The sequence below is a fragment of the Xaviernesmea rhizosphaerae genome (assembly GCF_001938945.1).
GTDB classification, from domain to species: Bacteria; Pseudomonadota; Alphaproteobacteria; order Rhizobiales; family Rhizobiaceae; genus Xaviernesmea; species Xaviernesmea rhizosphaerae.
Map to the genome: position 1 here is coordinate 197096 of NZ_MKIO01000033.1, position 13031 is coordinate 210126.

At 63.9% G+C, this 13031-nt stretch carries 11 protein-coding genes; 10 read left to right on the forward strand and 1 reads right to left on the reverse strand.

The window, feature by feature from the left end:
* Positions 1-236: 236 nt before the first annotated feature.
* The 8 genes from BJF92_RS16040 (at position 237) to BJF92_RS16075 (ending at position 9679) form a co-directional block, all read left to right on the forward strand.
* Entirely contained in the window at positions 237-1085 is an 849-nt protein-coding gene (locus BJF92_RS16040; protein WP_075635751.1) for a TIGR01459 family HAD-type hydrolase, read from the forward strand.
* Positions 1082-2065 (forward strand): bifunctional riboflavin kinase/FAD synthetase, encoded by a 984-nt coding sequence (locus tag BJF92_RS16045; protein ID WP_075635797.1) that lies wholly within the window; start codon positions 1082-1084, stop codon positions 2063-2065. The genes BJF92_RS16040 and BJF92_RS16045 overlap by 4 nt, the downstream gene beginning before the upstream one ends.
* Positions 2066-2342: 277 nt before the next feature.
* Positions 2343-3011: an outer membrane protein gene (locus BJF92_RS16050; protein WP_075635752.1), complete on the forward strand. Its 669-nt coding sequence runs from the start codon at positions 2343-2345 to the stop codon at positions 3009-3011.
* A gap of 667 nt (positions 3012-3678) precedes the next feature.
* Positions 3679-4182 (forward strand): NUDIX hydrolase, encoded by a 504-nt coding sequence (locus tag BJF92_RS16055; protein WP_143524061.1) that lies wholly within the window; start codon positions 3679-3681, stop codon positions 4180-4182.
* 563 nt (positions 4183-4745) lie between these two features.
* Positions 4746-6248 carry an inorganic phosphate transporter gene (locus tag BJF92_RS16060; RefSeq protein WP_075635753.1) on the forward strand — a complete coding sequence of 501 codons (1503 nt, stop codon included), beginning with the start codon at positions 4746-4748 and terminating at the stop codon, positions 6246-6248.
* A 75-nt stretch (positions 6249-6323) separates the two neighbouring features.
* Positions 6324-7061 (forward strand): 16S rRNA (uracil(1498)-N(3))-methyltransferase, encoded by a 738-nt coding sequence (locus BJF92_RS16065; protein WP_075635754.1) that lies wholly within the window; start codon positions 6324-6326, stop codon positions 7059-7061.
* 245 nt (positions 7062-7306) lie between these two features.
* Complete coding sequence (locus BJF92_RS16070; RefSeq protein WP_075635755.1) at positions 7307-8680, forward strand: glutamate--cysteine ligase; 1374 nt, start codon at positions 7307-7309, stop codon at positions 8678-8680.
* A gap of 132 nt (positions 8681-8812) precedes the next feature.
* Positions 8813-9679 carry a DUF937 domain-containing protein gene (locus BJF92_RS16075; RefSeq protein ID WP_075635756.1) on the forward strand — a complete coding sequence of 289 codons (867 nt, stop codon included), beginning with the start codon at positions 8813-8815 and terminating at the stop codon, positions 9677-9679.
* A 232-nt stretch (positions 9680-9911) separates the two neighbouring features.
* Here the strand turns inward: BJF92_RS16075 and BJF92_RS16080 are convergent, their stop codons facing one another.
* On the reverse strand, positions 9912-10199 hold the full coding sequence (locus BJF92_RS16080) for a DUF1127 domain-containing protein (RefSeq protein WP_075635757.1): 288 nt from the start codon (positions 10197-10199) through the stop codon (positions 9912-9914).
* A gap of 208 nt (positions 10200-10407) precedes the next feature.
* Between BJF92_RS16080 and BJF92_RS16085 the strand changes: the two genes are divergently transcribed.
* Positions 10408-11358, forward strand: coding sequence for a LysR substrate-binding domain-containing protein (locus BJF92_RS16085; protein WP_075635758.1), 951 nt, complete (start codon positions 10408-10410; stop codon positions 11356-11358).
* 194 nt (positions 11359-11552) lie between these two features.
* The gene (locus BJF92_RS16090; protein WP_075635759.1) at positions 11553-12968 is read left to right on the forward strand and encodes a nucleobase:cation symporter-2 family protein; all 1416 of its coding nucleotides are present in this window, start codon (positions 11553-11555) and stop codon (positions 12966-12968) included.
* Positions 12969-13031: the final 63 nt, after the last annotated feature.

Consider the following 13031-nt stretch of genomic DNA (forward strand, 5'->3'; position numbering starts at 1 on the left):
GCGAGTCAAGAACCGGTTCCATCGCGCTTCTGCAAAATTTTTGTGTCTTTTTGCTGTTGGCCGGCGTTAACCATGGCCATTCGTCCCGGGCGCGGCCAGCATCGCCGCAGGGCATGAGGCGTGGAAGATGACCCGGAAAATCCTGCAGGCCGCACCTGAGCATGGCCTTGACGCTTGTGTTTTGTGCCGAGCCTTGTCATGAACCCTTCACTCCTTTTGTCGATCGCAAAGACGCCATGATTTCCCGCATTTCCGAGTTTCGCGACATTACCGCCCGTTACGACATCGCGCTGTGCGATGTCTGGGGCGTTCTGCACAACGGCGTTGCGGCCTTTCCCGGTGCCGGCGAGGCGCTGGCGGCCGCCCGTGCACGCGGGATGACCGTGGTGCTCATCACCAATTCGCCGCGCCCGTCGCCAGGCGTCATTGCCCAGATCCGCGGGCTCGGCGTGCCCGACGAAGCTTATGACCGCATCGTCACCTCAGGCGACGTTACCCGCGCGCTGATCGCCGCCGGCCCGAAGAAGATCTATTTCATCGGCTCCGATCGCGATCTGCCGCTGATCGAGGGGCTGAACGTGCAGATGGTCTCCTGCGAGGAGGCCGATGCGATCGTCTGCGCCGGTTTCTTCGATGACGAGAGCGAGACGCCGGAAGATTATCGCGCGACGCTGAAGACCGCCGCCGCGCGAAAACTGCCGCTGATCTGTGCAAATCCCGATCTGGTGGTCGAGCGCGGCCACCGGCTGATCCCCTGCGCCGGCGCCATCGCCAAGCTTTATGGCGAGCTGGGCGGCGAGACCCGGATCGCCGGCAAGCCGCACAAGCCGATCTACCGCGCGGCGCTGACGGAGGCCAAAGCCGTGCGCGGCTCGGTCGATTTCTCGCGCGTTCTGGCGATCGGCGACGGCATGCCGACGGATGTGCGCGGCGCGATCGACAGCGGGCTGGACCTGCTCTACATCAGCGCCGGCATCCACGCGAAGGACTATATGACCGGCGAGAAGACCGACGAATCCAAACTCAAGGCCTTCCTGAAGGCTGAGGGAGCATCCCCGAAATGGTGGATGCCGCGCCTCGCATGACGACGATTTTCCACCGCAACGAAACCCGCCAGCCGCTGCCCGAGGATCTCAAGGGCGGCGTGATCGCGATCGGCAATTTCGATGGCGTCCATCGCGGCCATCAATCCGTGCTGGAGCGCGCGCTGAAGGAGGCCGAGGCCCGCGGCGTCAAGGCGCTGGTGCTGACCTTTGAGCCGCATCCGCGCAGCGTCTTCAAACCCGAGCAGCCCGTCTTCCGGCTGACGCCGGCGCCGCTCAAGGCCCGGCTTCTGGAAGCCATGGGCTTTGCCTGCGTGATCGAATATCCCTTCGACCGCTCCTTCTCCGAGCTTTCCGCCGGCGATTTCGTCCAGCGCGTGCTGATCGACTGGCTGCATGCCGGCCATGTGGTCACCGGCTTCGACTTCCATTTCGGCAAGGGACGCGAAGGCGGGCCGGCCTTCCTGATGCAGGCGGGGCAGGCCCACGGCTTCGGCGTTACCCTGGTCGATGCCTTCCGCGATGAGAACACGGAGGTGATCTCGTCCAGCCGCATCCGCAGCTTCCTGCAGTCGGGCGATGTCGCGGGCGCCGCCGGCCTGCTCGGCTATCGCTTCACGGTCGAGGCCGAGGTGATCCACGGCAAGCAGCTGGGCCGCACGCTCGGCTATCCCACCGCCAATATGCGGCTCGACCCCGCCACGGAGCTGAAGAACGGCATCTATGCCGTGCGCTTCCGTGAGGCCGATGGCACCCTGCACAATGGCGTGGCGAGCTTCGGCAACCGTCCCACGGTGACCCAGGCCGGCGAGGCGCTGCTCGAGACCTTCCTGTTCGACTGGTCGGGCGACCTCTATGGCAAGGTGGCCTCCGTCAGCTTCTTCGGGCATTTGCGCGACGAGCTGAAATTCTCCGGCCTCGACCCGCTGGTCGCCCAGATGCGCCAGGACGATGCCGAGGCGCGCGCGTTGCTGGCCGGGGTGAAGCCGCTGAGCGCCATCGACGCGGCCTTGTGTTTCTAGGGTCAAGGACCGAAACCGGTTTTCGGAACAATCCGATACAGACAAAAGATAGCGCATCGGATTGCGCGTGATTTCCAGTGAGATGCGCTGGCGCACCGAGCCGGAACGCCTCTTCAGGCGCAGGTCGCCGATGACGTAAAAATGCCACAGACATTCGCTAATATTCGTTGGGTCTGGGGATTTCCGCGTTCGGCATCAGCAATTATACTGATTGTCACCGAGCGGTCGCATGCGCCAATTAAGACATCGGAAACTGTCTGATTTGGATCCCCCGACCATGCGCCCCTTTCGCCTCTCGACCGCTTTCCTGTCCGCACTGCTGCTCTCGACCGGTCTTGCGGGCGCAGCGCGAGCGGACATGGTTCTGTCGGCCTATGGCGGTTCGCAATGGGCGGCGCCGGGCACGGTCGAAACCTCCGACGGTACGCGCTTCTCGGCAGACTGGAAAGGCCGCTCTTTCAGCGCCCCGCCCTATTACGGCTTTCGCGGCACCTGGTGGCTGAATGATTTCGGCCTGTCGGATTTCGGCGTCTCGCTCGATTACGCCCATGCCAAAGTCTATGCCGACGACGCCACCTTCCGGCGTACCCCGGGCTGGACGACGCTCGAATTCACCGATGGCCTGAACGTGCTGACGCTGAACGGGCTCTATCGCTTCCAGGACGCCACGCGCGACTGGACGCCCTATGTCGGCCTCGGTGCCGGCATCAACATCCCCCATGTCGAGGTCACGCGCCCCAGCGGCCGCACCTTTGAATATCAGGTCGGCGGCGCGACGCTGCAGGCGCAGGCCGGTGTCGACTACAAGATCACCGAGCACTGGTCGGCCTTCGCCGAATACAAGGCCAACTACTCCTTCGTCGATGTCGATATCGACAGCGGCGCCAAGCTGAAGACCGACGTCTTCACCCATGGCATCAATCTCGGCGTCAGCTTTCATTTTTAAGTGAAGCGGCATGTCGGTGGCGATGCCAGTCATGCGCCCGCGCGCGGGCGCAATTTCAGGCCGTCAGCAATGCTCTGATGCTTCTTATGAAAGCTTTCTTTATTAAGCTTCAGCACTGTATTCAAACACTATTACCGCCGCCTCTCCCGCTTAAGACAAGAATTGTGACAGTCGCGATCCCAGCCCGACGAGACGCGCCGGAGGCGGAGAACCGCCGGTTGCGAAGGCGACGACCCGGCCGCCGAGCGAAGCGGCAGGCCCGAACGGCGAATCACGGAAAGCAAAGAATATAAGTTAAGCCGGCTAGGCTTTTAGCGGCGAGGGCATGCAGCGGATGATTGCATGTTTTTACATCATTTTTCCCGAATTTTTGCATTTTTCCCGGGCAGAAAGAATGCAAATTATGCGCTGAAAAAATGGTAACCGGCTAAACTCTTATGGCCTGTTGGATTTTTCGTTCCTCGAAACGATTTTTCTTATCCCGAGAGGCGGTCGTGGCTGGAATGTGGCTTTCCCTCGCACGGAAAGTCCCTATATATCCCTAATGCCATCCTTGGCGTCTTTACGTAATTTATAGTCGGACGTGGCATCCTGCTTCGAAAAGCAGGACCGGCGACATTGGAGCCACGCACAAAGGGTCTGAAGAACCCTGGAAGAGGTGAAAGAATTGACGATTTTCAACCGGTTCGCTCAGGATATGATGCTGATGTTCCGCCGCCCTGCGCGGATGCAGTGTGCTGCCTTGTGTTACCGGCTGCAGAAAAAGACCGGCAAGCCGGAAATGCTCGTGATCACCAGCCGCGATACCGGACGCTGGGTGATCCCCAAGGGCTGGCCGATGGAAGGCAAGAGCTCCGCCCAGGCCGCGGAACGCGAAGCCTATGAGGAAGCCGGCGTGAAGGGCGTGCTGAGCGAGACCATGGCCGGCGCCTATATGTACGAAAAAGGCATGAATGGCGGCCTGAAGGTTCCCTGCCGCGTTCAGGTCTATCCGCTGCTTGTCACCAACATGCTGAAGAACTTCCCCGAGCGCGGCAGCCGCAGGCTCGAATGGGTCTCCTTCGAGGAGGCTGCCGCCCGCGTGGCCGAGCCCGGGCTCAAGGCCCTGATCGAGCAGTTCGGCCACGAACTGGTGCAGCTGGAGCGGGCGGGCACCTCGCTGTCCGCCTGAGCCGCCTGTCTGCACGCTCTGCCTTTAGCGCATCGGACCGAAAAGTGGGAACCGGGTTTCGGAAAAATCCGATGCAAAAACAAAAATCTAGAGCATCGCACTGAGGACTGTTTTCAGTCCGATGCTCTAGCATGCAAAGGCCGCACCGCCTGATCTCGGCGGCCTATCCTCGGCAGGCCCGTCTCGCTTTTCCCGCAATTCTCAAACATGTGGACTGCTGCACGCAGCCGGACATGCCTGATGTTTCGATCAGCACGGCGCGCGCCGTGGCGGGCCGTCGTCCGGTCCCACGACAAGGGAAAGGCCTCGTCAATCCCGGGCAAATGACGATCCTGAAGGGTTCCTTGATGGTTGAGCGACTCGGCCGCCTCGGCGCCCGGTCCCGCGGCACTATATCGAGGCAAGGCGGCCTGTCGGGAGACGGAGCTGTCATCCGGATGCGCGCGGTCGGGACCAAACAAGAACAGCGGGAGCCTGGGCGCCGTTTCGGCGCCTGAGCAGCCCCAGGCCTTCAGTTGCACGGATGCGGGCAACTGAAGGCCGGCGAATTTGGAGTAGAAACGGTGTCAAAGCAGACGCCCACATTGGAAAAGGCAACGCTGGACAAGGAACTCGACAAGCTGACGCTGGCCGAGCAGGCGGTCTATCATGTTCGCCGGCCCTCGGCCTGGCTGGGGTTTGCCGCCGTCTTCCTGGTCGTCAGTGGGCTGTTCGCCTATTCGCAGGCCGCCGGCCAGCCTGGAACGGTGATGATCATCGCCGCCGCCGCCATGGCTGCCTATATGGCGATGAACATCGGCGCCAATGACGTCACCAACAATGTCGGCGCGGCCGTCGGCGCCAAGGCGATCTCGCTGCGCACCGCGCTGATGATCGCTGCGGTCTGCGAGGTGGCCGGCGCCGTCTTTGCCGGCGGGCGGATCACCTCGACCATCGAAAGCGGCATCGTCCACATGGCCGACATGCCGAGCCGCGACACCTTCGTCTGGGTGATGATGGCCGCGCTGACCTCCGCCGCCATCTGCGTCAACATCGCCACCTGGTCGAGCGCAGCCATTTCCACCACCCATTCCGTTGTCGGCGGCATCCTCGGCGCAGGGATCGCCGCCGCCGGGATCGGCACTGTCGACTGGCCGTCGCTCGCCTCGATCACGGCAAGCTGGGTCATCACGCCCTTTCTCGGCGGTGGCATCGCCGCGGCCCTGCTCGCCTTCATGAAGATCAAGGTGGTCTATCGCCAAGACAAGATGGAAGCGGCCGGCTTCTGGATCCCGATCATCATCGCGCTGATGGTCGGCACCTTCACGGTCTATTTCGCGCTGATCTGCATGGACCGCGTGGCGCGCGTGCCGGCCAACCATGCCTTGGCGATAGGGCTTGCCACCGGCCTCGTCACCTATATGGCCTTTGCGGGCCGCATCCGGCGGCAGGCGCTTCTGATGGGCGACGGCAAGCATGCCATGCGCCGTCTGTTCCGCGTGCCGCTGATCCTGTCGGCGGCCCTGCTCTCCTTCGCCCACGGGGCCAACGATGTCTCCAATGCCATCGGTCCGCTCTCGGCCATTGTCTCGGCCAGTTCCGGCCTGGCGCCCGAGCCCTATACCGTGGTTCCGCTCTGGGTCACGCTGATCGGTGCGCTCGGCATTTCGCTGGGCCTGTCGCTCTACGGCCCGAAGCTGATCCTTGTCGTGGGCGCGGGCATCACCAAGCTCAACCCGATGCGCGCCTTCTGCGTGGCGCTGGCCACAGCACTCACGGTGCTTCTCGCCGTCGCCATCCGCATTCCCGTCAGCACCACACATACGGCGGTGGGCGCGGTTTTCGGCATCGGCTTCTTTCGCGAATGGTTCACCCGCAATTCGCAGCTGCGCCTCGACTATGTTCGCCGCAAGACCGGCCAGACCGAGTTCCGCCAGCGCGAGGAGCCGGGCTCGGACGAGATGCAGCGCCGCCAGCTCGTCCGCCGCTCGCATTTCATGACCATGGTCGCCGCCTGGGTGGTCACCGTTCCGGCCTCCGGCGCGCTTGCAGCGCTGCTCTACACGGTGTTTATCCACATCTTCTGACCACCGCCTCCGGCCGGCGTGGCGGCGATGCCTTCGCCCGCACCCGGTGGAGGCGACTTTCGAGCAGGACCGGATATGAGAGCCAATTTCCGCATGCAGCGCCTGTTTCTTCAGGCCGCGCTCGCGCCTGACGCCGCCATCGAGGCCACGGGCGACCAGTTCAACTATCTCGCCAATGTGCTGCGGCTCGGCGAAGGGGCTGAGGTGCTGGTGTTCAACGGGCGCGATGGCGAATGGCGTGCGCGGCTGGCTTTCCCCACCCGCAAGCGGATTCAGATGATCCCGGTGGAGCAGACCCGGCCCCAGCCGCAGGCCGGCGATCTCCACTATCTCTTCGCGCCGCTGAAGACCGGACGGCTCGACTATCTCGTGCAGAAGGCGGTGGAGATGGGGGCCGGACGGCTTGTGCCGGTCATGACCCAGCATGTGCAGGGCCGCATCACCAGCCTCGACCGGCTGCGCGCCAATGTGATCGAAGCGGCGGAGCAATGCGGCATCCTGTCGGTTCCGGCCGTGGACGAGCCGGTGCGGCTGGAGGCTCTGCTGGAAGGCTGGGACCCCGGCCGCCGGCTGATCTTCTGCGACGAGGGCGCGGCCGGCGACAATCCGCTCCCCCTGCTCGGCGCGATCGAGGAGCGCGCGCTCGCCTTGCTCGTCGGGCCGGAAGGCGGCTTTTCCGAGGGCGAGCGCCAGCTCCTGCACAGCCTGCCCTTTGTGACCGCCATTCCGCTGGGGCCGCGCATCCTGCGCGCCGACACCGCCGCCGTCGCCGCACTCGCCGTCATTCAGGCAACGATCGGCGACTGGCGATAGACCCAACATGAACGGGCGCATCCTGCGGGAGCACCAGGCGGCTTTTCCCCAAGGAGCGGGAGAGGTGAGTTTGCCAAAACAAGATGGGAATCAGCATCTTGGGCGCATTCAGACCGGGCCGGCGGCGCGGGCTCGCAAGCATGAAAGAAATTCACTTGCTTAATGTGCGCCCGAAATGTCAGACAACCTGACCCGAGGCGAAGACGTGATCGACGCCCCGTTCCTGGCTTTCGGAAGAGACCCATATGGCCCGCGACACGACCGATGCAACGCCGATCTCCTCGATCGAGGATCTGACCGACTATCTGGCCGGCGGCTCCAAGCCGAAAGAGGCTTTCCGCATCGGCACCGAGCATGAAAAATTCGTCTTCTTCAAGGCGGACCATGCGCCGGTTCCTTATGAGGGCGAGGCGAGCATCGCCGCGCTGATGAAGGGACTCAGCGAAAAGACCGGCTGGGAGCCGATCCTGGACGGGCCCGCAATCATCGGCCTGTCGGGCCCGGATGGGCGCGGCGCCATTTCGCTGGAGCCCGGCGGTCAGTTCGAACTCTCCGGCGCACCGCTGGAAACGCTGCACGAGACCTGCCGCGAGTCCAACCGGCATCTGGCCGATCTCAAGGCGATCGCCGATCCGCTCGGCATCGGCTTCCTCGGCATCGGCGGCAGCCCGCTCTGGAGCCTGGACGAAACACCGCGCATGCCCAAGTCGCGCTACGACATCATGACCCGCTACATGCCCAAGGTCGGCACGCAGGGCCTGGACATGATGTACCGCACCTGCACGATCCAGGTGAACCTCGATTTCTCCAGCGAGGAGGACATGCGCCGCAAGATGCAGGTCTCGCTGAAGCTGCAATCGCTGGCGACCGCGCTGTTTGCCGCCTCGCCCTTCACGGAAGGCCGGCCGAACGGGCTGCTCTCCTGGCGGGGCGAGATCTGGCGCGACACGGACAACCAGCGCGCCGGCATCCTGCCCGCCGCCTTCCGGCCGGATTTCGGCTTTGCCGACTATGTCGAATGGGCGCTCGACGTGCCGATGTATTTCGTCGTGCGCGATGGCCGCTACCACGATTGCACCCATATCACCTTCCGCCAGTTCATGGCCGGCGCGCTCAAGGGCGAGGTTGCCGACTGGCAGCCCAATATGGGCGACTGGACCAACCATCTCTCCACCCTCTTCCCCGATGTCCGTCTCAAGCGCTTCCTGGAGATGCGCGGCGCCGATGGCGGCCCGTGGCGGCGCATCTGCGCCCTGCCCGCCTTCTGGGTGGGCCTGCTCTATGATGACGGCGCGCTTTCGGCAGCCGAGGAGCTGACCCGGCGCCTGAGCTATGGTGATGTCATCACCTTCCGCGACCAAGTGCCGTCGCGCGGGCTGAAGGCGGAGGTCAATGGCCTGTCGATGCTCGATCTCGCGCGGGAGGCGCTGGCGATCTCGCGCCAGGGGCTGCAGGCCCGCGGCCGGCTGAACGCGGAAGGGGCAGACGAAAGCCACTTCCTCGCGCCGCTCGAAGAGGCTGTCGCCCGCCGCTCAACGCTGGCCGAGGAATTGCTGGCGCTCTATCATGGCCGCTGGAACCAGTCGGTCGCGCCGATTTTCACCGATTATGCCTATTAGCAGGGCGAACAGCGGGCAGCGAGGGAACCACAACCCGTAGATTTCGTGAAACGCAGGATCGCAGCTGTTTTCCATTCAGACTTTGGCGCTATATTGCACAGCACCAAGAGACTGGGAGAAGGAGACGCCCGGATGCTGCCGCTGTTCGATATGATGCTGCAGGCCCAGAACGGCCATGCAATGGACGTGATGGCCCGGCAGTTCGGGCTGGCTCAGGCCGAAATGGTCAAGGCCACCGCTGCGCTGATGCCGGCTTTCTCCATGGGGCTGAAGCAGAATGCTGCGAGCCCCTATGATTTCGGCGCGCTGATGCAGACCATGGCGGCGCGCAGCTATGTCCAGTATTTCGAGGACATGACCAAGGCCTTCACCCCGCGCGGGATGGATGACGGCACGGTGGCAATGGAGCGGATCTTCGGCTCCAACGACGTGGCCCGCGCCGTGGCGGCGCAGGCGGCGCAGGTCACCGGCATCACCCAGGATGTGATGCGCCAGATGATGCCGGTCTTCGCCAATGCGCTGATGGGCGGCCTGTTCAAGCAGACCAGCGGGCAGATGCCGCCCCCCGCAACCCCTTTCGACGCCATGCCCTTCGCAGCCATGATGCGCCCGTGGATGGAAGCGACCGGCCTGATGCGCAAGCCCGAGCCGCCGCCGCGCATGCCGTTCGAGACGCCTTTCACCCAGGCCATGCAGGCCTATTTCCAAGCGCTGTCGCAGGGCACGCAGCCGCCCAAGCCAGCACCCGAGCCCGTGCAGGATCTCTTCGCTGCCAATCCCTTCTTCAAGGCGTTCCAGCAGATGATGACGATCGGCATGGCCAAGCCAGAGCCGACCCCGCCGCCCGCACCCGAACCCGAGCCGACGATCGAGACCGCAACCACGCCCTTCCGCCAGATGGTCAACACCATGTTCGAGAGCGGCCTGGAAGCGCAGAAGGAATATGGCCGCGCGGTCGACCGGATCTTCACCTCCTACCGCACCGGCAAGGGCGAATAACCCTTGCTGCGCAGAGCCTGATCGGCTGACGCGTCACGCGGGGCAATCAGAACGCAACCAAAGAAAAAACCCGGCAAAGTGGTCGAAGGACCAGCTTGCCGGGTAAAGGCGAGGCGCTCGGCTTCAAGGCCCCGCGGGGAAGGTGTGCTTGGACGAAACGTCCGATGCTCTAGATTTTTGTTTTTGCATCGGATTTTTCCGAAAACCGGTTCCCACTTTTCGGTCCGATGCTCTAGCGCCTCAGCCGCTCATAGCGCTCCCGGCTGCGCCGGCGGGCGGCCTGGCTGAGATGCTGGGTCGGATCCTCGAAGAAGCGCGAGGTCACCGCTGACGAAAGATCCTTGCGCGTGATGCCGATATCGTCGAGCTGCGCATCCGTAAGGTCGCCGAGAGAGCCCGCGGCCTGTCGGTTTCGCACGAGACGGACCAGCGTGACGACCATGTTCGTCAGCCCATGAAGGCTGGCGGCAAAGGCACCCCGGCTGGGGATCGGGTCGCAATGGGTCTCGGTCGCGCGCATGGCGTTTCACTCCTGTATCACGGCGCAGAAAGGCAACAGCCGGAAGCGGATGCTTTCGGCTGCAAAGGCGTTGGGGGTTGAGGGTTCCCCGGCGCCGCTCTCCCGAACGTCTGCCGGCTTGGTTATGGTCTGACCTTCGCCGATTGCTATTGATCAGTCCAACGAATGTTTCTAATGATATCCATCAAACTCTTTCATGGAGACTCCCATGGCAGCGCCGCTCGACCTGGACCAGTTGCAGACCTTCGTCGCCATCGCCGATACGGGCAGCTTCACCAAGGCGGCCGATCGGGTGTTCAAGACGCAATCGGCGGTGTCCATGCAGATGCGTCGGCTGGAGGAGCGGATCGGCAAGCAGCTTTTTGCCAAGGACGGGCGCGGCAACCGGCTGACGGCGGAGGGCGAGAAGCTTCTGAACTATGCGCGCCGCCTGATCCGTCTGAACAACGAGGCCGTGGCCTCCTTCGACGACAACCGGCTGGAGGGGACTCTCCGCATCGGAACGCCGGACGATTATGCCGATCGCTACATGCCCGAAATCATCATGCGCTTCGCCAAGACGCATCCCAATGTCGAGCTGTTCATCGTCTGCGAGCCCTCGACAAGCCTGACGGAACGCCTGGCGCGCGGCGAACTCGACATTGCGCTCGTCACCCACAATCCGCGCGAGCGCCAGTCCGATGTCGTGCGCACCGAGCCGCTGTGCTGGGTGGCCTCCGCCAATCATCCGCTGGCGGAAGGCCAGGCGGTGCCGCTGGCCGTCGGCCGGCGTGATTGCTGCTGGCGCCAGCTGGCCGCCGCCGCCCTCGACGCCGCCGGGCGCGACTATCAGATCCTGTTCACCAGCTGGTCCTCCACCGTCGTCGCCTCCGCCGTGCTCGCCGGCATGGCCGTCTCCGTCCTGCCGGAATCGGCCTTGCGCCCGGGAATGCGGGTGCTGAGCCAAGCCGAGGGCTTCCCTGCCCTTCCCGCGGTGCAGATCGGCATCATGAAGCGCCCCGGCCTCTCGCCCTCCCTCTCCAATGCGATCAGCAACCATATCGTCGCCTGCCTCGACAACATGAACACGGTCGCGCTGACCGACGAGAGCGAGGCCGAGATCAAGATCGCCAACCGCAATCGTCTGCGCAACGCCCCGGCGCTGCAGCCGGGATGGTGATTTTCCAGGCAAAATCTCAAATGCCTTAAAATTGACCTTTACAACTTTCGCGCGGCCAACATAGTCTTCAGGTCGCACGAACGGGTGGCGATGAACCTTGATGCCCCGCAGGCGCCGCTTTCTGTCGAAGATGGCGGCGCCTGGGGACAGGGCCGGCACTCTCGGGCGGGCTGTCGAACCTTCCGGAGGGCTGCATGACATCATCCCCGCATTCCATCGCGCCATTGGATCCCGTCGACCAGAAGCCGCCGGGCTCGCAATTGCTGCCGCTGGCGCTGCAGCATGTGCTGGTCATGTATGCCGGCGCGGTCGCCGTGCCGCTGATCGTCGGGCGGGCGCTATCGCTGTCGCCGGAAGAGGTGGCCTTCCTGATCAGCGCCGATCTCTTCGCCTGCGGCATCGCCACGCTGATCCAGTCCTGGGGCGTGCCGGGCGCCGGCATCCGCCTGCCCGTGATGATGGGCGTCACCTTCGCCTCGCTCGGGCCGATGCTGTCCATGGCCAATGCGCCCGAGATCGGGCTTCTCGGCATTTTCGGCTCGGTCATCGTCGCCGGCCTGTTCGGCATCGTCATCGCGCCGTTCATCTCGAGGCTTCTGCCGCTGTTTCCGCCGGTCGTCACGGGCACGATCATTCTCGTGATCGGCATTTCGCTGATGCGGGTCGGCATCAATTGGGCGGGCGGCGGCCAGCCGACCATCACGAAGATGGTCGATGGCGTTCCCGGCGCCTTTCCCAATCCTGCCTACGGCCAGTTGCAGGGCCTGGGCATCGCGCTCTTCGTGCTGCTGGTGATCCTGGCGCTCCTGAAATGGACCACGGGCTTTCTGCGCAACATCGCCGTGCTGGTGGGCATCGTCGCCGGCTGCGTGCTGGCGAGCCTGCTCGGCCTGATGCATTTCGAAAAGGTCGGACAGGCAGCCTGGGTGGATATCATCCTGCCCTTCCATTTCGGCATGCCGCAATTTCACCTGATCCCCTCGATCACCATGTGCATCGTCATGATCGTGGTGATGATCGAATCGCTCGGCATGTTCCTGGCGCTGGGCGAACTCACCGGCCGGCGGGTGGACAAGGAGGCTCTGAAAAAGGGCCTGCGGGCGGACGGGCTGGGCACGCTGATCGGCGGCCTGTTCAACACCTTCCCCTATACGTCCTTCTCGCAGAATGTCGGCCTGGTCGGCGTCACGGGCGTGCGCAGCCGCTGGGTCACCGTCACGGGCGGGGCGATCCTGATCGTGCTCGGTCTCCTGCCGAAGATGGCGGCGCTGGTGGAGGCCGTGCCGCAGGTGGTGCTGGGCGGCGCCGGCCTGGTGATGTTCGGCATGGTGGCCGCAACAGGCGCGCGGATCCTGGCGACGGTCGATTTCAAGGGCAATGCCAACAATCTGTTCATCGTCGCCATCGCCGTCGGCTTCGGCATGATCCCGATCGTGGCGCCGGCCTTCTTCAAGGCCCTGCCGCATGACCTGCATCCGCTGCTCGAATCCGGCATCCTTCTGTCGGCCATCGTTTCCGTCGCGCTCAATGCCTTCTTCAACGGGGTGAAAAGCATCGAGGACGCCTCGACCGAGGCAGCCGGCGCGGCAGCGGCCGTGGAGCATGGCTGACAAACGCGCCAACATGAAAAAAGGCCGGACGCGAGATGCGCGTCCGGCCTTTTTCACGAGATG

Coding starts and splice junctions, on each gene's coding strand:
- BJF92_RS16050 (WP_075635752.1), top strand. CDS start 2,343: ATGCGCCCCTTTCGCCTCTCGACCGCTTTCCTGTCCGCACTGCTGCTC.
- BJF92_RS16070 (WP_075635755.1), top strand. CDS start 7,307: ATGGCCCGCGACACGACCGATGCAACGCCGATCTCCTCGATCGAGGAT.
- BJF92_RS16065 (WP_075635754.1), top strand. CDS start 6,324: ATGAGAGCCAATTTCCGCATGCAGCGCCTGTTTCTTCAGGCCGCGCTC.
- BJF92_RS16040 (WP_075635751.1), top strand. CDS start 237: ATGATTTCCCGCATTTCCGAGTTTCGCGACATTACCGCCCGTTACGAC.
- BJF92_RS16075 (WP_075635756.1), top strand. CDS start 8,813: ATGCTGCCGCTGTTCGATATGATGCTGCAGGCCCAGAACGGCCATGCA.
- BJF92_RS16045 (WP_075635797.1), top strand. CDS start 1,082: ATGACGACGATTTTCCACCGCAACGAAACCCGCCAGCCGCTGCCCGAG.
- BJF92_RS16080 (WP_075635757.1), bottom strand. CDS start 10,199: ATGCGCGCGACCGAGACCCATTGCGACCCGATCCCCAGCCGGGGTGCC.
- BJF92_RS16090 (WP_075635759.1), top strand. CDS start 11,553: ATGACATCATCCCCGCATTCCATCGCGCCATTGGATCCCGTCGACCAG.
- BJF92_RS16085 (WP_075635758.1), top strand. CDS start 10,408: ATGGCAGCGCCGCTCGACCTGGACCAGTTGCAGACCTTCGTCGCCATC.